We start from the raw sequence: 23486 nt of genomic DNA on the forward strand, positions 1-23486 counted from the left end.
GCGAGCAGGTCGGTGCCGGGCTCGACGCCGATGGTCAGCTCGGCCTGCCACGGCTGGCCGGAAGAGTCGTGGGAGTCGGTGAAGTCGACCGCGAGGCCGGGCAGTGTGCCGCGGCCTTGGGCTTCGTCGACGAACGCGGTCAGGATGTCGCCCGGGGACGCGGTCTCGAACCGGCGCCTGCCGTCGACCATGAACGCGTTGGGGTAGAGCAGCAGCTTGCGCAGCTGCCACGCCCACCCGGGGCAGTCGTAGGAGCGCGACTTGGCCCGGTCGATGGAGTCGCCGGACCGCTTGATGCGCAGGAACCGGCCGTTCAGCGGCTCGGTCCACGAGGTGCCGTCGACGGCGTACTCGACCGCGATCTCGCAGTGCTGCGCCAGCCGGTCAGCGCCGAGCGCGTTGCCGGAGTAGGACAGCTGCAGCGACGGCACGTCGTTGAGCGGCAGGCCTGCGTCGAACCCGAGGTGGCCGGGCAGCAGGCCGAGCCGTGCGCCATTCGGGGCGTAGGCGACCAGGCGCAGCCCGTACCGGGGCCGGTCAGGCGGGATGATCACCTGCATGGCTGCCCTCCTCCCCCGCGTGCATCTGGTCGACGGCGGCCTGCAGCATGGCGTTCTCGTAGATGAGCTGGTCGATCCTGCGCCGCAGGGCCGCGATGATCGCCTCGTTGGAAATCGGCAGCTCGCGCACAGGCCCCCTCTACGCGGGCCGCCAGGCCCAGATCGTGAACGTGATCGTCGGCGGAGTGCCCGACGCCGCGGCGGTCGGCGAGTAGAACTGCGCGTTGACCGTGTTGCGCGTGTACAGGTGCAGGTCCGTGGGCGCCTGCGCGAACGGAGCCGCCGCGCCGACGCGCGCCGACCACACCATGTGCGGGGTGGACGCCATCGTCGCGGGCCACGACACCACGTAGTAGGTCGCGCCGCGCGTCACCGTCGCCTCGAACATGATCAGCCCGGCGTTGCTGTTGGAGGCGTGCGTCCACCTGCCCAGGTGGGAGGTCGACGCCTCCGAGATGCGCAGCTGCTGGGTGCCGTTCGTCGGGTGCGTCCAGCCCAGCAGCGCCTGGCCCTCATCGAGCCTCAGGTATGCGCCGCGCTGGGCGTGGTCGGACGGGCGCAGCACCCACACCCGGTACTCCGAGGCGGCGTGCACGACCTGCGTGACCGCCGTGCCCCCGGTGTTCACGCCGGACTCCATGACCATGGTCGCCTCGCCGGGGTAGGTGAGCGCGTTGGAGTAGATCTTGGAGTAGTTGGTCGTCGCCGATGACGGGATGAACCGGATCTCCGGGAACGGCGAGCCGGGCGGGTTGATCAGGACACGGTCACCGGCCACGCCCGAGGCCAGGCTGCCGACGATCGACACCTGCCCGGTGGAGGAGATGTCGACGGTCTGCATGCCGCCCGCGTCGAAGGCCTCCAGGCCGCCCGCGTTCAGCTCGACCCGCGCGGCGCCCGGGTCGCCGGCGACCAGGCGCGTGGTGAGCGTCATCACGGCTTCGAGCTTGGCGGCGGTCACCTGCCCTGCGGCGATCTTGTCGGCGGTGACGGCGTTGGCCGCCAGGTGCCCGGTCTGGATCGAGGAGGCTGCCGCGTCGCCGGACACCAGCTGCACCGCGGCGATCGTCGCGACGGCCGAGGCCGCTGAGGTGTTGCCGGAGTGGTCCACGCTGATCAGTCGGAAGTCGCGGTCGGAGCCGTACGGCAGGCCGGGCACCACCAGCGCGCCCGCGGCCGGGAGCGTCCCGACCGGCGCCCAGCCGGGCGCGAGTGGGTCCTGCATCTCCACGATCACGTGCGAGAAGTCGGCCGGCATGCCCTCGCCGAGCGAGCCGAGCCCGTCCCATGCGACGTGCACGACGCCGAGCCGTGACTCGAGGCCGGGCGTCGACGGCGTGGGCGGCGCGTCCGGGTCGTCGGGGATGGCCACGGTCACCACGGACGAGAACGCCGACTTCTTGCCCAGGTAGACGGCGCGCACCTTGAACGCCCACGACTCCCCCACCGGCAGCGGGCCGCGCGCGGCGTCGGTGTCGCCTGCCTGCGTGGCCGCCAGCAGAAACCACGGCTGTCCGGGCACGTCGCGGCGGGCGAACAGCTCGTAGCCGTCCGGGTCCAGCGCCACCCCGCCGATGTCCTGCGTGACCGCGCCCCACGTCGCCACCACGAGGCCGCGGGCGTAGCCGTGCTCATCCAGGTAGGCGTCGGCGTCGACGACCAGGCCGGTCGGAGCGGCCGGGGTGCGCGGCGCGGGCGCGGGCGGCGCAGGCCTCGCTCCGGTTCCTCCGGACGCGGTCGACCCGCCGAGGATGCCCTGCGTGCGCCGGGCGAGCCGTACCGCGCGGTCGAGAAAGCGGTCGTGCAGGACGACGGAGCCGCCGAGCACGCCCTTGTCGTCGCGGGTCACGGTGACCTGGCGGACGCGCAGCGCCTGCTGCAGGCCGGCCTCGCCGGGCGCCGACAGGGTGTCACCGGGCCGGAAGTCGCGCCACGGCGCGAACCGGGCCTGCGGTCCGAGGAGGAGCCCGCGGGTGCGCTGCACCTTCTCCCGCGCGGAGCGGGCCAGCGTCGCCTGGGCGAGCACGCCCATGGTGACCGGGTCGGACACGCCACCCTGGCCGACGTGGATCTCCCACCGGCCCCACGGCGACGGGTTACCAGCGTCGACCCACTGCTGGGCGATGCCCTGGTCGCCGGTCACCAGCACGGCGTTGGCGGTGTCCTCCCACGTGCCTTCGTCCGGCGCTTCGACGACCTCGCGGCCCAGGCGCAGGTCGACGGCCGGGTCGAGCGTGGTCAGGTTGCGGTTGAGCATGCTGTCGGCGTTGAACACCTGCAGGGTGCGGCCGGTCATGCGGAAGTCGAGGACGCCCTGCTCGGCGAGGTTGATGAGCATGGTGAGGGCATCGATGCCGGGCTCGTAGTAGATGGTGAGCACCTTGGCCCAGGCCAGGCCGCCCGAGTCGAGGGTGGGCGAGAAGTCCCAGTCGAGCTCGGGCAGCACGCCGCGCGCCTGCCCTTCCTGCAACATCGTCTGCAGGATCGACCCAGGCGTGGCCGACAGGAACGGACGCTTGCCATCGACGAGGTCGGCGCTGCCCAGGTAGAGCAGCATCTTGCGCAGCAGCCACACGTAGCCGGGCAACTCCAGCGCCTGCACGGCGGCGCGGTCGGCGAGCTCGGAGCGCCGCTTGATGGACACGAACCGGCCGTCGTAGGCCTCGGTCCAGGTCTGGCCGTCGTCGTCGCTCCACTCGACACCGACCTCGCACGGCCCGCCCGCCAGCTGCGTCCCGGCCGCCGCCGAGAACGTCAGGCGGAGCGCGGGCACGTCGTTGAGCGGCTGCGCCACCTGCAGCCCGAGCGGGTACGGCAGCACGCCGGTCCGGGTGCCGTTCGGCTCGTAGATCGCCAACCGCAACACAAGCATCGAGACAGTACCCCCTTCATGCCTCTGGGCGATCAAGGGGCCTACGTCAGGTCAGCGCCATTGACCCGTGCCGCCTGCGCAGAACTGCCCGTATTAGTGATCTCCGCGTCCGAGCGAATTCGGCCGAAGAGGCCCGGCAGGTTGCAGGCGATGAAAAGAAAGGTAGGGTTATTTGCTACGGCCGCGCATGTGATCAACAAGCGGTCGAGAAGGGGGGTGATTGAAGATGGGGTCCAAGATGGAGTTACCCAGTGACGATGGAGCTGACCGTCTGCTGCTCTGCCAGCTGCTGCTGCTCGTCCTTGAATGGATCATGAGGAACGGGCCCCTCACCTAAGCGTAAGCCCAGGTGAGGGTACCGCCAACATAGAGACCTCCGCGTGAAGCTGACCGGCAAACGCGGGGGTCTCTCCTATTTCCCGTCCAGTCTATCAAGACTGCTGGATTCCACGAAGTTAACCGTGACTGGTTTCTTCCTTAGGATATCGCCGTCTGCATTCTTACGAACCTAACGTTCTAGATTATGTTCCTGCTGTTAGCAATCCCAGTTAGATTCCTAAGCGTCTTTCTCGTTAGCTAGTTAGCCGCCTAGGCGTGTGACTAGGCGGTCGCCTAGGTGTCTCAGTCGAGGGCGATGAGCGGGAGCAGTGCGTTGCTACCCAGCCATCCGGCCTCGGAGCCGAGCTCCAGCAGGGCCGGGGCATCCTTCATCCCGACGTTGACCCAGGAGTACATGAACTCGTACTCGTTGCTGGGCTTGTACATCTTCACCGCCGCGTACTCCACGTTGGCGACGACCACCACCGCGTACACCCTGCGCGGCTCCTCGGCGGGTTCGAGAGGCCGCACCAGCGCGGCGGTGGCCCAGGTCTGACCGTTTCCGACCGGGGCGCGGCCGGTGACGGCCACCGGCGTCAGCCGACCCTCGATCTTCTCGTAGAGGGCGCCGCGCCACCAGCCGGTGCTGTTGGGCATCGTCCGCAACGCCACCGCCATCGACGAACACACGCGGCCCGCCGGGATCGTCATCTCGACGGCGTACGCCGAGTAGGTGTCGCCGGGCGGGGTGATTGTTTCGAGGTTGATGAGCCAGGTGGGGAAGGTCTGGCAGATGCCGCGCTGGCCGAAGGGCGGGAGCTCGTTGGTGCTGGTCATCATGCTCCTGTCGTCAATTCTGAATGCGGGGGCCTGCAGTGGAGGCGGCGTTCACCACGCTGCCGCGCGATGGACGGCCGCCCTGGACAAGGTGGCGCGGTGCCCAAGGCCGTCGACGGCGGCGAGGACCTCCACCGCGCAGGTCGCCCAGCGGGTGCTCGTCGACACGCCGCCCGTCTGGATGTTGAAGCTCACCGCCGTGCCCGCTGAGGCGGTCGCGGAGGCCTTGCGCATCGCCATGCCGGACAGGTAGCCGGCGCCCGACTGGTTGAACGGCTCGTTGACGTCGGTGGAGGTCGGGGTGGCGGTCTGGTAGTCGTCGGCTGCGGCGCAGAACCCCCACGAATCGGCCTTGGTGGAGGTGTAGGCGTTGAACGTCCAGTTCTGCACGCCCAAGCTGGTCACGTCGCCGGTCGCGCCGATGGGGTTGCTGATGTCGACGCCGCCCAGCACGTTGACCTTGAGCGCGATGCCTTGCGAGTTGCCGGGACTGCCGATGAAGTCCATGGTGCCGGTGACGGTCATGGACTGGGCGATGGCGGGCGCGGTGTAGATGGCTGCGATGCCATTGGAGTTGATCGACTGGGCTCGCATGGTCCACGAAAGCGCCGACCCGGTGTTGGTCAGCGCCACCGACGCGTCGTACTTGCTCATCACGCACGCCACCAGGAACGCCCCTTCGGGAGGAGCGAAGGAGGCCGTGCTCACGCCGGTGGTGGTCATGGCGGAGACCAGGGACGGCGACGTCAGCATCGTGATCATTCGCGCTCCAGATCACAGGTAGGCGCGGCGCGCGCGGACCTCGACCTTGGATGCGCCCGTGGTCGAAGTGGCCGACGTCGTCAGCAGGACGGCGCGCGAGTGCGGGTCGCCCACGGCCATCGCCGGGGTGAGGTTCAGCCAGCGGAACGCCGAGCCGGGGCCGGTGGCGATGATGGAGCCGGTCACGTCCGTACCGGCGTTGATGTCCCAGGTGTCGGTGGTGACCTTGCTGGCGCGCATCGCGGCGCAGTCGATGATGAGCCGTTCGGAGGCGAGCAGGCCCGAGGCGCGGCTGATGGTGTCGCCGGTGGCCACGTCGACCAGCGTGGGCGTCACGGCCGGGCCGGTGTAGCGGATCAGCGCGTCCGTGACCGGCGCCGTACTGCCGGCGAGAGTTGTCACCGGCTGGTCGGCGGTGTTCGCGCTGCCGGTCCAGGTGGATTCGATCTCGTCGCGCCAGTAGACGCCGGGGACGCGGACGACGGCGGTCAGGCGGGCGCGCAGCGCTCCGATCTTCAGGTCGGGCTCGGAGGTGGCGGTGACGGTCACCTGGGCGACCCGGGTGAGGGTGCCCGCCACGTACTCCAGGGTCATCAGCCGGTGGCGGACCCCGAGCAGCGCCGACAGCGCCTCCAGGTTGGCCTCCAGCTGCTCGAACCCGCCGTCGCCCCCGGACGGGGTCCGCGACGTGATCTTGAACTCCAGGGCGAACTGGGTGGTCTCGTGGTCCAGGCCCATGATGGGCACCTCGCCCGCCCTGCCGGGCAGGGTGAGCTCGACTGAGCGCACGCCCGGCAGCGGGCGACGCCGGGTGCCGGGGGCGAGCTTCCAGCAGCCTGACGGGTGGTCGAGCTCGACGCCGTCGAGGATGTACGTCGGCACAACCACCCCCAGGGTGAAAGATGTCTGCGAGTAGACAGGTATGGCCCCGGGCATCTAACGTGTACGCCGTCAGACACCTTCGTGGAGGCGGGCATGCAACCCCGGCACATCACCGGCCCCGACGACCTGTACGGCGACAGCGACTCGGTGAGCTGGGTCGAAGAACCGATCTTCGACTTCCCCGACGAGGCCGCCGCGCTGGAGGTCCTCCGGCTGCTCGGCGACGACCTCGAGGCCGCCCGCCGCCAGGAGCAGGAGGTCATGCGCTGGCTGAAGGCCGCCGCCGAAGCCGCTCACCGCACGCCCGGCACGGCGGGCCGCGGCAAGGGGCCCACGGTGTCGAAGGAGGCGATCATCGCCAACTCCGGGTTGTCGCGCGACCTCATCTACCGGTGGCTCGGGCCGGCTGACGGCGCCCGCCCGGTTAGGCGACGCCGAGAGCCCCGGCCATCTGCAGGCCTCGATTGACCGTCTCGGACGTGGTCTCCGGCAGCGGGTTGACCGCCGTCACGTGAAAGATCATCGTCGGGCCGCGGCCCGGCGCCGACAGCCGTGCGCCCGTGGAGGCGACCGATCCCGACAGGTCGGGCGAGAACGAGCCCGACAGCCGGTCGGAGATGCGCTGCGCCGCCTGCAGGACCGGGCGCTGCCCGGCCAGCATGCCGTCACGCAGGCCGAGCATCGTGTACCGGCCGATCTGGGCGAACACGCGGCTCGGCGACTGGATGCCGAGCGCCTGCCGGACCCAGTCCGGCAGGATCGAGGAGAAGAAGCCGATGATCTGCGACTTGATCCAGTCATAGCCTGCGACCAGCCCGTTCCACAGGCCGGTCAGCAGCGCCCAGCCGAGATTGTCGACGACGCGCAGGAAGCCGAGCACGGCCTGGTCGGCGAAGCCGAGCGCTGAGGCGAAGTCGCCGCGCAGCAGCGTCGCGATCGAGCGCAGCAGGTCCAGCATCGGCGGCAACACCATGGTCACCAGGTCCAGCAGCGGCGGCAGGAGCGGAGCGACCGACAGCAGCAGATCCGCCAGCACGCTGGCCAGGTCGACCACGTACGGGGCGAGCTGGGTGACGATCAGGGCCGCGAGGTCGGCCAGCGTGGGCAGCAGCGGAGCCAGCTCCACCATGATCTGCGCCAAGGCGGTGCCGACCGGCTCCAGGGCGGGCGCAAGCGCCGCGAACACCTGGCCGACGTTGACGACGACCGCGATCAGGCCGGGCATCAGCGCGACGATCGCGGCGGCCAGCTCGTCGACGAACGGCGACGCGGCCACCATCGCCGCGGCGACGGCCTCACCGAGCAGCGTCAGCGACGGGCCGAGGACCTCCACCGCGCGCCCGACCGCCGACAAGATCGCGACGATGCCGGGCTCCAGCGACGCCAGCGCAGGCACCACAGCCTGAATCGCCGAGGTCAGGATCGGGCCGACAATCAAGGCAAGGCCGCCCAGGGCGGGCGCGAGCTGGCCGACCCCGACCACGAGCGCGGCCAGCACCGGCCCGAGCGCCTGACCGGCCTGGGCCAGGGCGACGAACACGGCGACGAGCGCCTGCTGCCCGGCGTCGGAGGTGACGAAGTCGGCCACCGACGACACCAGCGCCCCGAGCACGCCGAGGGCGTCACCGCCTGCCGTACGCATCGCCTCAAACAGCCCCGACAGGATCTGCCACACGTCGAGCGCGATACGGCCGAGCTGCCGCAGCGTCTCCACCGCGGCGACCATCCACGCCCACGCCCGGCCGTCAGCCGAAGCCTGCGACAGGAACACCCCGACGCGGGCAAGCGCCTGAGCGATCTCTGGGGCGAGCGACGCGGTGAACTGTGCGCCTACCACGGTCAGGTCGCGAAAACCGCCCAGAAGCGGCCACAGCGCCTGAGACAGGGCGATGATCGTGTGCCTGGTCGAGGCGAAAACCTGCTCGACCGCGCGCACCGAGTCGGAGGAGCGGACGAAGTCGACCACCGAGCGCGCCGCCGCCCCCAGGTCGGAGGCGACCCCCGACAGCCCGGCATGCAGCGGCCCCAGCAGCGCGGCGGCGAGCGCGGTCACCGCGCCGGCGAGCTGGCCGAAGAACGCCTCCTGCGAGGCGAGCCGTACGCCGTCGAGCGCGGGCCGCAGCTCGCGCACCTCCAGGATGGCCGCCCGGGCGGACTGCGACAGCTTCGCCAGCGCCTTGTCGAGCTTGTCCTGGTCGTCACCGAACGCGGCCGAGGTCGCATCCGCGATGCCGTACAGGGCCAGGCCGAGCGCCCCGAACCCGGCGACGCTGAGCGCGACCGCGCCCGGCACCGCCGCCAGGCCGCCCGCGAGCGGAGCCAGCCCGGCGCCGAGCGCGAGCACCGCGTGCGTCGCCCCGGCCGCCGCCGCTCCGAACAGCGACACCTTCGCGGCCGAGCTGGCCAGCCCCACCCCGATCCGCGCGGCCGAGGCGGTGATGCCGACCGCCATGGCCGCGCCCGAGGCGGTGACTGAGGCGGCCAGGCGCACGAACTGGTTGTCGATGCGGCTGGTGCGCCGCCCGATCGTGGACTCGGCGCGGCGCAGGCCCAGCAGGGTGGCCGCGAGCCGCAGCGTGAGCTGGTCGCGCAGCTCGATGGTGGCGAACAGCTGGCCCACGTTGATCGCCACGCCTCGACCTCCCCTTCAGCACGGGACGGGTCGAGAGGGTTTGGTATGGCTGCTCGGGGGCAAATCACCACGTACAGCACGCTGTTGGGAGTAGCTGCACTCTCATGGCTTCGGCGGCTGAGGTCGCCCTTCGGGGTGTCCGAGGATGGGACCCAAGCAGCAGGGAAAACTCAACATCGCGGCAGTCGCCAAGCCGGTCACGGTTGGGGCTGCCACTCTCGCGCCGACGGGGCTGGCCCTCCTGCACCCGATCGGCGTAGTTGTCGTGTGCGTCGAACTCGCCCTGGTGATCGTGATCATCGGGTGCCTGCTGTTCGGCTCCGACGAGACTGTCGAGCGGATCTTCCGGCTGTTGCGCTGGATCGCGAATCGGCCGGAGCCGCCCGCCCCCCGCGGTGGGAAGCGGTGAGCGGGCGGTCAGGTCAGGCCGAGGATCGCCGCGTACTGCAGGCCCTTGTTCACCGTCTTGCTGGTCGGCTCGGCCTGCGGGTAGTGGTTGGTGACGTTCACCGTGACCGGCGCGGACCCGCCCTTCGGCGTCACCCGGTAACCGGTGCTGCCGACGCCGAGGTCGGAGGCCATCGCCCCGGGAAGCGCGGTGGCCACCGAGCGGGCGGCGGCCAGAACCGGCGCCGTCCCGGCGATGAGTCCGCGCTGGAGTCCGGCCATCGCCTGCACGCCCAGCCCGGCCATCACCTGCGACGGCGACTTGATCTTCAGGCCCTTCTTGATGGCCGCGACCATCGACTTGGCGATGTCGAGCATCGCCTTCTCGATGTCCTTCTTGTTGTTCAGCAGACCCTTCAAAAAGCCCGCGCCGCCGTTCTTGCCCGCCTCGAACAGGGCGGCGGCGGCGTTCTTCCCGGCCTGCTTGGCGGCCTTGTCGATGGAGGCCTGCGTGTTGTTGATCGACTTGAAGGTGGAGGCGTCGGCCTCCAGCAGCGCCCGGCCGAGCTCCGTGCCGGCCTCGGGCCCGGCCTCGATGATCTGGGCGAGCAGCGCCTTGTTGAGGCCGCGCTTGGCGAGCTTCTTGATGACGGAGGCGAAGGCGCGGACCTGGGCGAGCTTGGCCTGCAGCCCGGCCTGGATGCCGCCCGCCGTGGGCGCGTTCTTCTGCCCCTGCTCGTTGGTGCCGAAGTCGAGGCTGGTCAGGTTCGCGAACGACTTCATCGCGTCGGCGACGGACTTCATCCGCTCGACGAACTTCTCCCGCTCGGCGGCCAGCGCGAGCAGGTCACGGTTGCCTGCCCGGATCATCTCGACCAGGCCGTCCTTGACGCCCTTGCTGATCTTGCCGTCCTTGAACGCGGCCAGGACGGTGTCGGCGAGCCTCTTCGTGGTGTCGCGGATCGTGGACTCTTCGCCGGTCATGCCAACGATGAGGCCCTTGATGACGTTGCCGCCGATGTCGGCCATCACCTTCGACGGCGACGCGATGCCGAAGATGTCCTTGACCCACTGGGGCAGCTGGCCGAACTTCTCCTTCACCCACGCCATAAAGCCGTTCCACAGCTTGGCGATGCCGTTCTTGATCCCGTTGACCAGCTCGGAGCCGAGGTCGAGGAGCTTGTTGAAGTTCTCCTTGATGCCGGTCACGAAGGTGGAGACAGCCTTCTTGATCGTCTCGAAGGCTCCGGACACGTCGCCGGACAGCAGCTTCACGAAAGCGTCGAGGACGCCCATGATCAGCGGCAGGACGCTCGTGCCGAGCTTGACCAGCGGCGGCAGGAACGGCGTCACCGCGCCGACGACCTTGGCGAAGACGTTCGCGAGCATGGTCAGGATCGGGGTCAGCGACTTGACCAGGGTGACCACGACCGGCAGCAGCGACGTGATCAGCTGCGAGATCGGCGGCAGGATCGGCATCAAAGCCATGACGACCTGCGAAAACACTTCGCCGAGGGCGGCCAGGACCGGCTGCAGCGCCACCAGGATGGGCTGCAGGGCGGTAGCCAGCGCCTGGACGATCAACGTCAGGACCGGCATGAGCGCGCTGGCCAGGGTGGCGGCCAACTGCAGGAAGGGCGGCAGCAGCGGGATCAAGGCGACGGCGATCTGCGCGAACTGGCCGATCAGCTGACCGATCAGCGGACCGAGCTGGACCAGCACCGGCGCCAGGTGCGTCGACAACGCCGCGGCGATCTGCTGCAGCCCGGCGAACAGCGGCCCGGCGACCTGCCCGGCCAGCTGCAGGAACGCGGCCAGCAGCGGTCCGAGCGCGGCGAGGAGTCCGCCGATGCCGGTGATCAAGGTGGCGATGAGGCCGCTGTTGGACGCCATCGCGGCCGACAGCGGAGCCAGGAAGGCGGCCAGCTGGCCACCGAAGACGCCCATGCTTCCCGCCAGCTGGGAGAACATCGGCACGACCGCGCCGACGATGCCCTGGATGGCGGGCAGCATCGGCCCCAGGAAGTCGCCGAGACCGGCCGTGAACTCGCCGATCAGCGGAGCGATCGAGGTGAACATGCCCTGCAGGGCGGGCGCGATCTGCGAGGAGAACAGGCCCTTCACCGACCCGGCCGCCTGCGCGAGCGGCTGCTCCAGCACCGACGCCGCGTTCGCCAGGTCGGCCTGGATGGAGGCCTTCATGTCGGCGAAGGCCGCCTTCACCTGCGCCGACTGGGCGGCGGCCTTGATGCCGATCATGGCGATTCCGGCGACCGCACCGGCGAACGCCATCGACAGCAGGCCGCCCGCGGCCACACCGGCCGCGCCGATCCCGGCCAGGAGCGCGCCGGACTTCGCGCCCGCAGAGGCGATCTTCGCGCCTGCGGACACCATCGCCCCGCCCGCGCGGACGGCGCCGGAGGCCAGGCTGCCCAGCGCCTTCACGGCGGTGATGCCGACCATGGCCATGGCGGCGTGGATGCCGGTCGCCTGCACCTTGACGCCTGCGACGGCCTTGCCCAGCGGGGTGGTCAGCTGGTTGCGCAGCTCCAGCGTCGCGTACAGCTCGCCGATCTTCAGCGCCACGGCTCACCTCCGGAGTGCTTGCGGTCGTCGGGAGTGAGCGCGCGGGAGATGCTCGAATCGCGGGCGAGCAGGCCGAGGATGCGGGTGCGCAGCCACCGCCAGCGGCGCTGCTGCAGCAGGCCGGGCTCGTCCAGGTCGATGCCGTACTCGGCGTGCAGGTCGCACTCGATCAGCGACCAGCGCTCCAGCAGCGCACCCCAGGTGACGGCGGTCCCGTCGACGGTCAAGCCGTCGTCGGGGTCGTACCAGTCGCGGAGCCCCGTCAGCTCGTCGAGCTCGCCGCCCGACCCTTCGTCGCTTCCGGGGCTGCTGCTTCCGGGCCTCGCTCCCAGAAGGTCGCGGCGGCCTCGTCGTTACCGGCGATCCAGAAGAACGCGGTGATCGCGGCGTGCTTGATGCGCGGCCACGAGACGCCGTCCGCGACCATCTCGTCCAGGACCGGGCCCAGGCACTTGCGGTACAGCTCCGACTCGCGGGCGTCGTCGAGCTCGGCCGCGCCTTCGTCCTGCTGGCCCTTGGCGGCGGCCATGCCGACCTCGGCCAGCCGCTGGCAGTACAGGCCCACCTCGGCGGAGGCGGGCGGCACCAGGTACGTCTTGCCCTTGATCGGCAGCTCAAGGCCGTCGTCAAGGAAGTCGTCGAGTTCCTTCAGCTTCACCATCAGGTCAGGCCGCCGGGTTCGTGATCGCGACGGGCTTGCCCTGGCCGGACAGCTCGGCCTCGAACGGCTCGAGGTCGGTCGTCTCGCCGCCGCCGCCCTTGTACTGGACGGCGACGGTGCCGGTGAAGGCGTCCGGGGAGCCGTCCTTGCGGTACCAGCGCACCTCGGCGGAGGCCTCCAGGCCGACCACGAGTCCCGCGGTCCGCAGCGCCTCCTGGCCGGCGTCGGGGACGAACCCGGCGCTGGCGGCGTCGCGCTTGCGGCGGCCTTCGACGGTCAGCTTGTACTTGCGCTGGGTGACGACGTCGGAGCCCCAGCCGTCGCTGTCGAAGTCGGAGTCGTCCTCGGTCTCCGACTCGATCTCGAAGCCCATCTTGGTGAGGCCCTTGACGGTGGTCCACGTCGGCGACGCCGTGGTGCCGGTGTTGATCTCCAGGGTCCAGTCCTTGGCGAGCATGCTGCGCAGCGCCATACGTGCCTCCTGTGGCATGCGGGATCAGTTCGCAGCGGGACCGCTACGAACTGGATTGGTGTGGGGTCAGGCGGGCCGGTGCGGGCTGGGCCGGTGCACCAGCAGCTCGTAGGAGTCGGCGCGCAGGTGGCGGCCGTTGGAGTCCTTGTCGAGCGGGGCGACGATCTTGCGGGAGGCGAGCAGCAGCAGCACGCCCGTGGGCAGGACCACGTCGGATGCGCCGTGCAGCGTGTCGAACAGCCCGTCCGCCAGGTCGTCGACGGTGCGTGGGTCGCCGGTGCCGCGGATGCGGAACTGCACCTGCATGCTGGAGTCGGGTTCGGCGATGTCGTCACCGGCCCGGCCCGTGCCGTACACCGCCGCTGAGATCGCCCGGTCCGGGCTGGGCGGCAGGCCGCCGATCGTGAGACCGACCTGGTTGGCGGTGTAGATCCCGGACGGGTTCCAGTGGCCGACGCCTGCGTCGGCCAGCACCTCGTGCAGGCCGGTGAGCAGGTCCAGGGAGAAGCTCACAGGCCCCCCTTTCCGAACAGCACCTTCTTGAGCTGGGCGGCGATGATGTCGCGCATCACCGTCGCCTGCTCGCGGTGCGGCTCCTCCAGGTACTTCCAGGTGCGGCCGGGGTCGTGGGTGTAGCTGCGGCCCTTCTCGTCGGTGTCCGGAGGTGGCGGCACCTCGTGCTGGATCAGCGCGTACGGCGTGTCGGCCGACACCGCGCCGATCAGCCGGGTCTCGTCCACCGACTCCTTGATCGAGCGCTCCAGGGTGCCTTGGTCGAGCGGCACCCGGTCACGGGCCGCCTTCACCAGGTGCTTGCCTGCCAGGCGCAGCCCGCGCACCGCCGCCGCCTTCACCGCGGCGTTGATCTGCGCGGCCGGGACGCCCTCCTTGAAGGTGCGCTTCACCATGCGGGCATCACTGGCACACCACCTCCAGATGGTCCGGGGTGGGCAGGCCGCCGCCGTCGCGCACGTAGGAGGCGATGACCGTGGTGGTGCGCCCGTTCACGGTCACCTCCGACCCTGCCGGGCACACCACGCCGGGCCGCATGTAGAGCGTGATCTCCGAGACGACCTCGGCGCCCTTCTCGTCGCGGACCATGCGCCGCTCGTCGTCGGCCAGGCACGGCTCCGTCGACGCGTCGCCGAAGACCGGCCCATAGGCGCCCGCCCCGAGGTGGGGGCGGATGACGGCGGTGTGACGCAGCAGCCAGTCAGGCAGCAGCATCACCACCACCCGCCCGTGTCCATGACGAAGCCCGGCAGCAGCCCGGCCGAGCGCAGGATCGAGTGCGCGTCCGGCGCATGCCGGGAGGTGCCGCCTTCGTTGGAGCCGCCGCGCGACAGCTTCACCGACCCGATGGCGACGTCCTTGAACGCCGACGCGACGCCGTACTCGTCGCCGTGCGCCGACGTCCACGCCGCCTGAGCGCACGTGGCCCGCCGTACCGCCTCGCGCACGGCGGGTTCGGTCGGCATGCCCGTGTCGTCGGTGCGGTAGTAGGCGGTCAGCAGCAGCTCGTCGATCCGCTCGGACGCCCGCTCCAGCCGCCTGTCGATGTCGGCGGGCAGGTCGGCCTGCCCGGTGTAGTCGGTGTAGTCGGCTGCGGATGCGTAGACGAGCACGACTCACCTCCTCCTGTTACGGGTGCTCGATGAGCTGCACGGTCAGGCCGGTCGGCGCGCTGTAGTCGAGGTGGACCTTGCCGTTGGGCTGCCGGTACACCGACGTGAACGGGCCGATGGTGACATCGCCGGTGTTGGCCGGGATGACGACCTCGCGATCGTCGACGGGCAGGCCGTCGACGGTGCCGGTCGTCGGGATCGTCACCGTCGCCGCCGAGGTGTGCGCGTTCTTGATGCGCACCAGCCGCTTGCCGTTGTCGGCGAACATGTGGCCGTCCGCGATGGCGGGAGTGCCCGTCCAGGCGAGGCCGGCGCGAGACGTGGCCGCAGGGACCAGGTCAGTGCGGGCCATCAGGCCCCCTTCCCGAAGGTGTCGATGAGGGCCTGCTTGGACAGGGCTCGTGCCTGCGCCTCAGGCATGCCGCGGGAGATGGCGTAGTCCGTCCACTCCTTCTTGGGCTCGTGGTCGGCCGGTCGGGTGACCGGCACCGCCACGGGGACGACCGGGTCGTCGGCCTCGGCCGCCTTGCCCTTCGGCGGAGGCGGCGAGGCGACGAGCTCCCAGTTGTCGAGCGCGTCGAGACGAGAGGACCGCTGCGCGTACTCCACCACCTGGCCGGTGTTCCGGTTGTAGTAGGAGTACGTGCCTGCCACGTCGGACGCGATGGTCTTGACCGCGCCGGTCGCGCCCATCGCGTTGACGTTCTCGGCTGCGGTCATCGCGCCCATGTGATCCACAGGGGTGCGCGGGCCGGGCATCAGAAGTTGGCGTCCTTCTGGATGTCGACCTGGATGATCAGGTCGGTAGGCGCGGTGCCGCCCGCCGTGACGACCTGCACCGCCAGGGTGTCGCCCTCGACGAAGCGGCGGGCGGCCACGGCGGCGAGCGAGGCGGCGGTCCAGGTCGTGGCGGTGGCCACCGACAGGTCGCCGGTGAGCATGGTCACGCCGTTCTTGTGGGCGTTGACGGTGGGGGCGGCGCCGGAGCCGCCGATGCGGTAGGCGCGGACGGCGACGACACGGCACGGGACCGGGGCCCGCCACAGGACGTGGGTGCCCGCGGCGACGTCGGCGCCCTTGAGCGTGATGGTCTTCTCAGTGATGCGGGGCTTGTAGCCCATCAAGGTCTCCTTGCAGGAAAGGAGCGGAACCGCTTCACAGCGGTTCCGCTAGGAATCGACTAGGCGACGTCGGCGTCCTTCACCAGGACCGCGCGGTTGGGGTCGAGCGTCTTGGTGCCGTACAGCGTGTCGATCGAGCACACGTCCTGCTTGAGGTCGATGTCGTAGTCGATCACGACGCGCAGCGAGAAGCCCTTGTAGTTGGCGACGGTCGCGCGGGCCGCGCCCTGCGGCAGCACCAGCGGCCGAGTGACGAGGCAGAACGCCGTCCGGTGGAAGGCGACGCCGACCTCGGACTTGGAGTTGCCGGAGACCTGCGCGGGCCGCTTGATGTTCTGCGTCGAGTACGGGTCGAACCCGAAGACGCGGCGGCCGAGCGAGGCCTCGCGCAGGCCGTCCGTGGTGCCCGAGGTGTCCACCTGGTGGAACAGCGGGTCGGACAGCCAGTTCGCCTTGATCTGCGGGCCGATCACCGCCGAGCGCTGCGTCGGGGCGACGTTGCGCTCGTTCAGGACGCGGTCGGCGTCGATGAGGACCTGCGGCTTGTCCCAGGTGTGGATGTTCGGGTCCAGGACGACGCCGACCTCCTGGGTGATGTCGTCGCGCAGCGCGAGCAGGTCGCGGTCGATCTTCTGCGCGATGGCCTCCATCGCCGGGGTGAGCAGCTGGGTCGCGAAGTCCTCGATCTCCAGCGTCAGCTCCTCCGTGGTGACGGCGAAGGAGACGTCGGCGAAGTGGTTCAGCGTGACCGGGATCGCCGTCTCGGTCGCGTTCTGGATCTGGATGCCCTGGCTGCGGTCGTACTCGTAGGCGTCGAACGTCGCGGGCTTGCGGACGTTCACGGTGTCGCCCTGCTTGCCCGCGAAGTCCTGGTCGAGGTCGCGGTGCACGAGCTGCGCCATGACGCAGGTCTCGTACAGCGTCGCCAGCGCGGCGCTGGCGATCTTCTGCGGGGTGAGGAACGTGTTAGCCATGTCGGCTACTCCTTCTTGGCGCGCCGCTTGGCGCGGAAGTCATCGACGGACGGTTCGTCCGATTCGCTGCGTCCGCCGGGCCCGCCGCCGAACTCGCCTCCGGATCGCTGAGCGGCCGGCGCCTGGGCGGCCGCGAACTTGGGGTTGTCGTTGACGGCCTGCGTGATCGCGGCGGTCAACGTGTCGTTGAAGCCAGCGGCGTCGGGGTCGAGGCCGTGGATGTTGCTCAGGAAGGACCGGGAGTCCAGGAGAGCGTCAGGGTCGGCGCCGGTCCGCGTGGAGATGCGGTGCACGGCCAGCTCGACCAGCGCCATGCGGTGCCGCTCGGCCGACTGCCGGGCCTGCGTGTCGGAGGCCTGCTTGTCGGCGGTCAGCTGCGCGATGACCTGCTCGGGGTCGGGCGGCGGAGCTTCCTCGCTGGTCGTGATGCCCAGGGCGTCGGCGATCTGCTTGGCGACGTCGTTGCGGACCTGGCTGGAGATCTCCTCCACGGAGGGGCCAGCAGGCGGCGTCTCGGCCTGCCGCTTCACGTCCGCCAGCTGGGTGCGGAAGTCCGCAGCCTCGGTGCGCAGGTCCTTGACGAGCTTCTGCGCCCACGTGGGCAGCTCGTCGACGCGCTTGGCGTTGGGGTTGGCAGGCGGATCATCCTCGACGGCGGGGCCCGCCGTACCAGCGGACGAAGCGCCAGCACCGGCAGCACCGGCAGGATCACCTGCGCCGCCCGCGCCGCCCTCGGGCGCACCTTCTGAACCTCCGCCGATCAGGCGGATCGGAGCGCCGCTCTTGCGGTATCCGATGATCGCGCCCGGCGTCATCGTCATCAGATCAGACATCGTGTGGCCCTCCTGGAGCCGGACATGCGAAAGGCCCGCCGCCAGGACGGGCCTTCAGGGGTTTGTGGGAGGACAGTCAGGGTGACTGGCCCGGACATGCGAAAGGCCCGCGCCAGGCGGGCCTTTCAAGAGTGATCAGGGTCTGGCTACGGGGCTGCGACCTCGAAACGCAGCACACCGTCCGACCACGGGCCGTTGTTACTGGGCCAGGTCTCGCCCAGCTCGCCGGCGAAGTAGGCGAACGTGTCGGCGTCGGTCCAGGAGAACAGCCGCTGCTTGCCGCGGACCAGCCGGTCGACGTGCGGCGACGATGACGACAGGACTCCGTCGTCGCTGAGGGACAGGACGCCGATGTCGTCGCCCTCGCCGATGTCCACGAGACGCATCGCTCTCATGGGGCCACGATAGAGGTCGTGCCGGTGGCGCGCCGCCCCACCTGGTTAAGCCAGTGCAGGCTGTAGTCCAGCCACTGTTCCCGGCCGAGCAGGGCGAAGTCGGGGCGCAACGCTTCCAGCCGTGTTCGCAGCACAGCGATGTCCTCCGGCGTGAATCGGTTGGTGTTCTTCAGCTCGAACGTGCGCCAGCTGAACAGCTGGCTCGCGAACGGGCCGCTGGGGTTGAGGTGGCTCAGCGGCAGCGGATCGTCGCCGAAGCCGCCTTCCCAGGCGAGGCCGTGGTCGATGCCCGCCAGCTCGCCGTTCTTGCCGATCATCCAGTTGTTGAGATGCCGGTCCGTGTTGGCGGTCAGGACGTCCAGCAGGCCGAGGAGCAGCCCTTCGCGGGAGGCGATAAGCCGCTCGCTCACTCCGTCTGGGTCAGGCCCGGTGTACTCGGCCGCGGTGTCGCCTTCCACCCAGTCGGTGTAGTACTCGGCCTCTCCTGTTCGGTAGACGCGAGGGACCGGAGCTCCGATGGCGCGCCCGAGCAGCGAGGACAGCTGCTCAGCGTCGGTGTCGCGGCGCCCACTCGTCTTCTTGCCTCGATCGTCCGTCGCCATCTGCTTGTGGAAGCCTTCGGTCCCGTTGACGAACTGCACCTTCGCCTTGACGCCTTGGATGCCCTTGGCGATGTTGCGGCGGCTCGCTTCGCCCGAATCCACGTTGGTCTTGATTGCGGACACCTCGCCCAGCCGGTGGTGCCAGGGTGTGTCGGGCCCTTCCTCGCGGGTGGGCTCTGCCTCTGCCACGTCGGAGGGGGTGTCGGAGCGGGCCGGCTCTGGCTGAGACGGAGGCTCGGTTCGCGCAGGAGGCGTCGCGGGCGGCGCTGCAGGAGACGGTGTCGCAGGAGACGGCGCTGCAGGGGGCGGCGCAGCCTCGGCGCGGTCAGCGGCCGGACTCTTCGGCTCTGCCGCCTGAGGCTTGGGCGGCTTCTTCTCGTACGGCGCGGGCATCGTCTCGTTGGCCATGAGCCGTTCCCGGCCGCGCTTGCGCCTCAACCCTTCGTCGGCCACGTGCGCGGCCAACGCCTGCTGCCAGGCCTCCACCTTGGCCTTGGCGACCTGCTTGGAGTGGTCGTCGACGGCGACGGCCTGCTTCTTCTTCCACTCGCGGACCTTGCGCTCCAGGGCGCGCTGTTTCTGCGTCGCCTCGTACGACGGCGCGTCCACGACCGGCGCGGGCGTGGTCACCCCGGGCAGGTACGCCGTCAGCGAGTGTCGGCAGTTCGGGTGCAGCAGCCCTGCGGCGCGGGCCTCGGACACCGTCGCCGCCACCTCGACGGTCACCATCTGGTCGGGGTCGAGGACGCTCTCCACCTGGCGCTGCCCGGCCGCCCCGCGGTGCGCCAGGACCTTGTTCTCCCAGCGGTCGCACACCGAGCACGACGACGGAGCCCGCGACACGATCACCAGCTCCAGGCCGGCGTCGCCCAGCGTGGCCAGCTCGCCCTCTACGGCCGCGCGGGCGGTCGCGGTGCGGGTGGCCATCTCGGCGTACTCGCGCATCCCCCAAGCGCGGCCTGCGGCGTCGACGAAGCCCTTGATGCCGCCCGCGGCGAACTGGTTCAGCGCGTCCTGGACGGCGTCGCGCAGCGTCCGCGACCCGGCCAGTACCGGCCCGGCCACCTGGCCGATCACCTTGCGGTAGATGTCGTCGGTGACGCGCAGCACGGCCAGGTGCAGCACGTCGAACTTGCCGACGATGTCCCCCGTGAGGTGCTCGGCCAGCTCCAGCACGCCCTGCCCCTGGTTGACCAGGCCTGAGGAGCCGAGCTTGCGGGCGTCGCGCATGACGCGCGCCAGCCGCTTCTTCAGCTTCTCGTCGTGGACCTGCTCGACAGCGCCGACGATCGCCTTGTCGACCCCGGCCTGCCACGCGGTGTTGACGGCGCCCTTCGCGGCGGCCTTGGCGGCCTTGTCGAGCCGGGCGACGATCCGCGCCGCCTCCTTGCGCAGCTGCTGGATGTCGGCCAGCCGCTTGGACGCCCAGAAGTCGGCGTCGTCGCTGCTGGTGTCCTTGGCGGCGTGCTTGGCGATCGCCTCCAGCAGGTCCAGCTCGGCCTGCTCGTAGATGCGGGCGACCTGCTCGGCCTGGGCCAGAGCTGCGGCGACCTGCTCGGTGACGGTGGCCACCCGCTACCCCCTTCGTGGAGGGGCGGCCGGGTCAGGCTGCCTTGGGAGCGTCGGGGATGTAGGTTTCGCGCAGCTTGGCCGGGTCTTCGACGAGCACGCCGAGCTCGGCGCGCAGCCGCTTGGTCTCCTCGCGCACCTGCGTGTCGTCCCACTCGGGGTGCAGCATGCGGATCTTCGTCTCCAGGGAGGCGACCTGTGCCCGGTTCAGGAAGTCGAGCGTGCGGGCCATCGCCTCCGGGTCCGGCATGACGCCGTCCGGCCATTCGACCTGGGCGCGGGCGGCGACGACCTTCGAGTTGAACACCTTCTGGTCGACCGTCAGCAGGCAGTCCGTCAGCCACGCCAGCGTCGGCGTCCAGTAGCCGGTCTTCCGGCCGCGGGTCGTGTACGACTTGTGGCGGCGCATGTGCATCTCGGTCGCGGTCGCCGCCTGCCCGGCGTTGTCGTCCTCGCCGAACGACTGCATCGAGTACCCGGCGCCGCGCAGGATCTGCGCCAGCAGCGACTTGGCCGACTCCTTGTGCTCGGCCACGCGGATGTCGAACTGCGAGATCGTGATCATGCTGCCCGCGTTGTTCGGCGACGGCAGCATGCCCAACCCGGAGAAGAACTCGCGGTCCGGGTCGAACGACGCGCCCTGGCCGCGGCCCCGGTTCTCCAGGTACACCTCGGGCAGGAAGACGCGGCCCTTGCCGAGCCGGATGTCGCGCATCCAGGACGTGTAGACCTCGTCGAGGCTGTCCATGAGCTGCTCAACCCCGGCGTAGTCGGAGCGGCCCAAACTGGTGCCGCGCAGCGTCCGGTGAGGACGCATGTTCGGCACGTAGGAGACGAGCAGCCCCTTGTATCCGGTGTCGAACCCGCCCGCCGCGTCGACCAGCTTGGCGAAGTCAGCGGTCTCCGGATGGTCGGCGAGCGGCTGCGCGTCACCGAGACGGTCCTCAGTGCCCTTGTACAGGCCGTGGAAGACGCGACCAGACTCGTGCCGCTCCAGGTGCCGCCAGACCGTCTTGTGGTCGTCTTCCAGCACCCGCCAGAACGTGACCGCCTTCAGCCGGCCGTTGGCGAACTCGGGCACGCCGGCGTCGGCGGGCACGAGGTCGACGATCGGGTAGTCGGCGACGTCGGTGTTGTAGCCGACGCGCACGTACACGCCGCCGTACCCGGCGCCGAGCTCGGCCCCTTCGAGCAGGACGCCGTACACGCCGCCCTCTTCGAGGATCTTCTCCAGGCGGGTCTGCGAGTCCTCACCCTGCACGCGCAGCGTCGGCGGCTCGGCGAACAGCAGGTCGGCGCTGGTGGAGGCGATGTCTCCGGCGACCGGGACGTGCAGCTTCGGGGTGAACGTCTGGCCGGGCAGCTGCTTGCGCGCCCAGAACATCGACGTGACCCGCCCCCACAGGCCGAGCGGGTTGACCTGCGGACGGTCCCAGCCCTTGGCGTCCAGGCCGTAGGCCGGGCTGCCGAATGCTCCGCCGTACACCTTCGCGAGCCGTTCAGGGTCTCCCGAGTACCACGCGCCGTGGATCTCGTACTGGTGCATCTCGGGCTTGATCTTCGGAGGCGGCCACTCCATGTCACGCTCAGGCAGCGGCATGGCATCCCTCCCCCGTGGGCAGTGCGTTGAACTGGGCGGACACGTCGGCCCTCTCGATGGTCAGATGATGGGGACGAGGCCGGACGGCAGGACGGGCTCGATGTCGGGGCGGGTGACGCGCACCCACGCCTGCCAGGTGCCTTCGGCCAAGGCGACAGCGTCAGGGCCTGGGCCGACCCGGACGCGGGCGTGCGCGCCCTCCAGAGTTCGGCCGCTCCACTCGGCGTCATGCCACTGGCCTTCGGCCGGCTCGACGCCGGGCACGGTGAAGGCGACCTCGACCGGCTCAGCGCCGGAGGCCCCCTCGACGTACAGCCACACGTACTCCCGAGACAGGCTGCTGATCGGCTGCACGCCACCGGCTCCTCTCGCATGAAGGCGGGCCGCCCACGAGCGCCTGGGCCGCCCGACACGCAGCAGCGGCCAGACGCGCCCGATACGGCCTGCAAGGGTGATCTCGTCGGCGCGGCCGACGACGACAACGAGGGACGCGCCCACGAAGATCGAGGCGCCGGAGGAGTGCTCGACGGCCAAGCCGACGAAGGCGGACTTGTTCGCCTCGATCGGCCAGCTGGCCGCAGACTCGGCCGCCGTTCGGACCAGCTGCTGCTTGGCGGCCCGGATGGGGCGCGGCAGCGTCATGTCGATGGCGCGGCCGATCGTCTGCGCCTTGACCGGGGTGATCGGCAACGCCATGTCGGCCTGCACCGCGGTGTAGAGGCGGGCCTTGGCCCGGATGATGCCGGCGCTGTCGTGCTCGTCGGCGCGGCCGACCAGAACCCGCTTGCGGGCGTCGGTGGTGGAGGCGGTGTCGGTCTCGCTGGCCTGCTTGACCAGGCCCGCCTTGACGGGCGAGACGTGGCCGGGCTCCGTCGACTCCAACGCCTTGCCGACCGGCACGACCTTGGCCGCCGCGATCGGGTGAGCGGTGTCGTGCTCTTCCACCTGGTGCGCGTACCGGCCGCGGGCGAAGGTGAAGGCGGTGGCCGAGTCGGTCTCGACGGCTTGTCGCGCCACCGGTGCGGCGAGGGGTCGGACGATGACGGGCCGGTTGGGATAGCTACGCCCTGGGCGGGCCATCGCTCACCTCCGCTACCAACTCGATGCTCGGTGCGTTGCAGCGCGGGCCGCGTGCACGATGCGCGGCGGCGAGGGCGCGTCGGGCGCGTTGAGGATTTCGATCGCGGCCCAATGCCAGTCGGCAGCGGCCGTGCCGGGGGCGTTCAGGTTGAACGTGACCGCCTGCCCGGCCGCCGTCGCAGGCGCCGCCTTGTGCAGGAACAGAGCCGACCCGGGGACACCCGGGCCGTGAAGGTCAGATTTGTAGTAGCGGTCGAAGATGTCGGTGGAGGTGGTTGGCGTCGCGGTCTCGGCGACTTGGTCGTCCTCGTAGCCAACGGCCAGGCCGAGCGTTCCGGCCCTGCTGCTGTTGTAGCCGGTGACGGTCGCGTTGTTGGTCGTCAGCGACCCGCTGCCGCCCTGGCCCACGGCCACCGGGGAGGCCTGGCCGGTCACGACCCATACCTTCATCCCGCCGACCATCTCCGCTGCGGGCATCTCGATCTCGAGCCCGGTCCGTGCTGCGGTCAGCGGAGCCGTCCAGAGCTGGGCGTACGTCCACAGCGGGGACTCTTGCTGGAGGGTGAAGGTGACGCCGTCGGCCAGCGGGGTCGACGACCCGTACCCGGCGAACCCCACGACGAGGAGAGCCCCCGCGGGGGTGTTGAACGGCCCGACCGACAGGGCGTCGTACGCGGTGGCCACGAGCGGCAGCGACGGATCAACCTCGACGGGCACC

General features: G+C 70.4%; 26 protein-coding genes and 1 pseudogene. 2 read left to right on the forward strand and 25 right to left on the reverse strand.

The window, feature by feature from the left end; genetic code table 11:
• From ACIBH1_RS45040 to ACIBH1_RS45065, 6 genes and pseudogenes are all read right to left on the reverse strand, one after another.
• Nucleotides 1–560 (reverse strand): annotated as a pseudogene (locus tag ACIBH1_RS45040) (hypothetical protein); the annotation flags it as partial.
• Nucleotides 538–690 (reverse strand): hypothetical protein, encoded by a 153-nt coding sequence (locus tag ACIBH1_RS45045; RefSeq protein ID WP_397320259.1) that lies wholly within the window; start codon nt 688–690, stop codon nt 538–540. The gene ACIBH1_RS45045 and the pseudogene ACIBH1_RS45040, both read right to left, overlap by 23 nt.
• 9 nt (nt 691–699) lie before the next feature.
• Nucleotides 700–3432 (reverse strand): hypothetical protein, encoded by a 2733-nt coding sequence (locus ACIBH1_RS45050; RefSeq protein ID WP_397320260.1) that lies wholly within the window; start codon nt 3430–3432, stop codon nt 700–702.
• A 621-nt stretch (nt 3433–4053) separates the two neighbouring features.
• Entirely contained in the window at nt 4054–4587 is a 534-nt protein-coding gene (locus ACIBH1_RS45055) for a hypothetical protein (protein ID WP_397320261.1), read from the reverse strand.
• A gap of 51 nt (nt 4588–4638) precedes the next feature.
• Nucleotides 4639–5349, reverse strand: coding sequence for a hypothetical protein (locus ACIBH1_RS45060; protein ID WP_397320262.1), 711 nt, complete (start codon nt 5347–5349; stop codon nt 4639–4641).
• A gap of 12 nt (nt 5350–5361) precedes the next feature.
• Nucleotides 5362–6231: a hypothetical protein gene (locus ACIBH1_RS45065; protein ID WP_397320263.1), complete on the reverse strand. Its 870-nt coding sequence runs from the start codon at nt 6229–6231 to the stop codon at nt 5362–5364.
• Between the two features lie 93 nt (nt 6232–6324).
• On the opposite strand from ACIBH1_RS45065, the gene ACIBH1_RS45070 reads away from it, so the two are divergent.
• Entirely contained in the window at nt 6325–6699 is a 375-nt protein-coding gene (locus ACIBH1_RS45070) for a hypothetical protein (RefSeq protein WP_397320264.1), read from the forward strand.
• Here ACIBH1_RS45070 and ACIBH1_RS45075 read toward each other — a convergent pair.
• Nucleotides 6656–8863 (reverse strand): hypothetical protein, encoded by a 2208-nt coding sequence (locus ACIBH1_RS45075; protein ID WP_397320265.1) that lies wholly within the window; start codon nt 8861–8863, stop codon nt 6656–6658. The genes ACIBH1_RS45070 and ACIBH1_RS45075 overlap by 44 nt on opposite strands.
• Before the next feature lie 145 nt (nt 8864–9008).
• Between ACIBH1_RS45075 and ACIBH1_RS45080 the strand changes: the two genes are divergently transcribed.
• On the forward strand, nt 9009–9272 hold the full coding sequence (locus ACIBH1_RS45080) for a hypothetical protein (protein ID WP_397320266.1): 264 nt from the start codon (nt 9009–9011) through the stop codon (nt 9270–9272).
• 8 nt (nt 9273–9280) lie between these two features.
• Here ACIBH1_RS45080 and ACIBH1_RS45085 read toward each other — a convergent pair whose 3' ends face one another.
• The 18 genes from ACIBH1_RS45085 to ACIBH1_RS45170 form a co-directional block, all read right to left on the reverse strand.
• On the reverse strand, nt 9281–11836 hold the full coding sequence (locus tag ACIBH1_RS45085) for a hypothetical protein (protein WP_397320267.1): 2556 nt from the start codon (nt 11834–11836) through the stop codon (nt 9281–9283).
• Nucleotides 11827–12063, reverse strand: coding sequence for a hypothetical protein (locus tag ACIBH1_RS45090; protein ID WP_397320268.1), 237 nt, complete (start codon nt 12061–12063; stop codon nt 11827–11829). The genes ACIBH1_RS45085 and ACIBH1_RS45090 overlap by 10 nt, the downstream gene beginning before the upstream one ends.
• A 35-nt stretch (nt 12064–12098) precedes the next feature.
• Entirely contained in the window at nt 12099–12497 is a 399-nt protein-coding gene (locus ACIBH1_RS45095; protein WP_397320269.1) for a hypothetical protein, read from the reverse strand.
• Nucleotides 12498–12501: 4 nt separating this feature from the next.
• On the reverse strand, nt 12502–12969 hold the full coding sequence (locus ACIBH1_RS45100; RefSeq protein ID WP_397320270.1) for a phage tail tube protein: 468 nt from the start codon (nt 12967–12969) through the stop codon (nt 12502–12504).
• 66 nt (nt 12970–13035) lie between these two features.
• Complete coding sequence (locus ACIBH1_RS45105; RefSeq protein ID WP_397320271.1) at nt 13036–13482, reverse strand: minor capsid protein; 447 nt, start codon at nt 13480–13482, stop codon at nt 13036–13038.
• Nucleotides 13479–13877 (reverse strand): hypothetical protein, encoded by a 399-nt coding sequence (locus tag ACIBH1_RS45110; protein WP_397320272.1) that lies wholly within the window; start codon nt 13875–13877, stop codon nt 13479–13481. Before ACIBH1_RS45110 ends, ACIBH1_RS45105 begins: the two co-directional genes overlap by 4 nt.
• Before the next feature lie 7 nt (nt 13878–13884).
• Nucleotides 13885–14196 (reverse strand): hypothetical protein, encoded by a 312-nt coding sequence (locus tag ACIBH1_RS45115; protein WP_397320273.1) that lies wholly within the window; start codon nt 14194–14196, stop codon nt 13885–13887.
• Nucleotides 14196–14594 (reverse strand): hypothetical protein, encoded by a 399-nt coding sequence (locus tag ACIBH1_RS45120; RefSeq protein WP_397320274.1) that lies wholly within the window; start codon nt 14592–14594, stop codon nt 14196–14198. Before ACIBH1_RS45120 ends, ACIBH1_RS45115 begins: the two co-directional genes overlap by 1 nt.
• A 16-nt stretch (nt 14595–14610) precedes the next feature.
• Complete coding sequence (locus ACIBH1_RS45125; RefSeq protein WP_397320275.1) at nt 14611–14946, reverse strand: hypothetical protein; 336 nt, start codon at nt 14944–14946, stop codon at nt 14611–14613.
• Nucleotides 14946–15314: a hypothetical protein gene (locus tag ACIBH1_RS45130; RefSeq protein ID WP_397320276.1), complete on the reverse strand. Its 369-nt coding sequence runs from the start codon at nt 15312–15314 to the stop codon at nt 14946–14948. Before ACIBH1_RS45130 ends, ACIBH1_RS45125 begins: the two co-directional genes overlap by 1 nt.
• Before the next feature lie 38 nt (nt 15315–15352).
• Nucleotides 15353–15715, reverse strand: a complete 363-nt coding sequence (locus tag ACIBH1_RS45135) for a hypothetical protein (RefSeq protein ID WP_397320277.1) — start codon at nt 15713–15715, stop codon at nt 15353–15355.
• 59 nt (nt 15716–15774) lie between these two features.
• Nucleotides 15775–16689: a P22 phage major capsid protein family protein gene (locus ACIBH1_RS45140; RefSeq protein WP_397320278.1), complete on the reverse strand. Its 915-nt coding sequence runs from the start codon at nt 16687–16689 to the stop codon at nt 15775–15777.
• Nucleotides 16690–16694: 5 nt separating this feature from the next.
• A complete protein-coding gene (locus ACIBH1_RS45145; RefSeq protein ID WP_397320279.1) occupies nt 16695–17522 on the reverse strand; it encodes a hypothetical protein in 828 nt (275 codons plus the stop codon).
• Between the two features lie 146 nt (nt 17523–17668).
• Nucleotides 17669–17917 carry a hypothetical protein gene (locus ACIBH1_RS45150; protein WP_397320280.1) on the reverse strand — a complete coding sequence of 83 codons (249 nt, stop codon included), beginning with the start codon at nt 17915–17917 and terminating at the stop codon, nt 17669–17671.
• Nucleotides 17914–20091 (reverse strand): phage minor capsid protein, encoded by a 2178-nt coding sequence (locus tag ACIBH1_RS45155; RefSeq protein ID WP_397320281.1) that lies wholly within the window; start codon nt 20089–20091, stop codon nt 17914–17916. Before ACIBH1_RS45155 ends, ACIBH1_RS45150 begins: the two co-directional genes overlap by 4 nt.
• 31 nt (nt 20092–20122) lie before the next feature.
• Nucleotides 20123–21688, reverse strand: coding sequence for a phage portal protein (locus ACIBH1_RS45160; RefSeq protein ID WP_397320282.1), 1566 nt, complete (start codon nt 21686–21688; stop codon nt 20123–20125).
• 60 nt (nt 21689–21748) lie between these two features.
• Nucleotides 21749–22705 carry a hypothetical protein gene (locus ACIBH1_RS45165; RefSeq protein WP_397320283.1) on the reverse strand — a complete coding sequence of 319 codons (957 nt, stop codon included), beginning with the start codon at nt 22703–22705 and terminating at the stop codon, nt 21749–21751.
• A gap of 75 nt (nt 22706–22780) precedes the next feature.
• The gene (locus ACIBH1_RS45170; protein WP_397320284.1) at nt 22781–23485 is read right to left on the reverse strand and encodes a hypothetical protein; all 705 of its coding nucleotides are present in this window, start codon (nt 23483–23485) and stop codon (nt 22781–22783) included.
• Nucleotide 23486: the final 1 nt, after the last annotated feature.

The organism is Nonomuraea sp. NPDC050663 (assembly GCF_044456985.1).
Taxonomy (GTDB): domain Bacteria; phylum Actinomycetota; class Actinomycetes; order Streptosporangiales; family Streptosporangiaceae; genus Nonomuraea.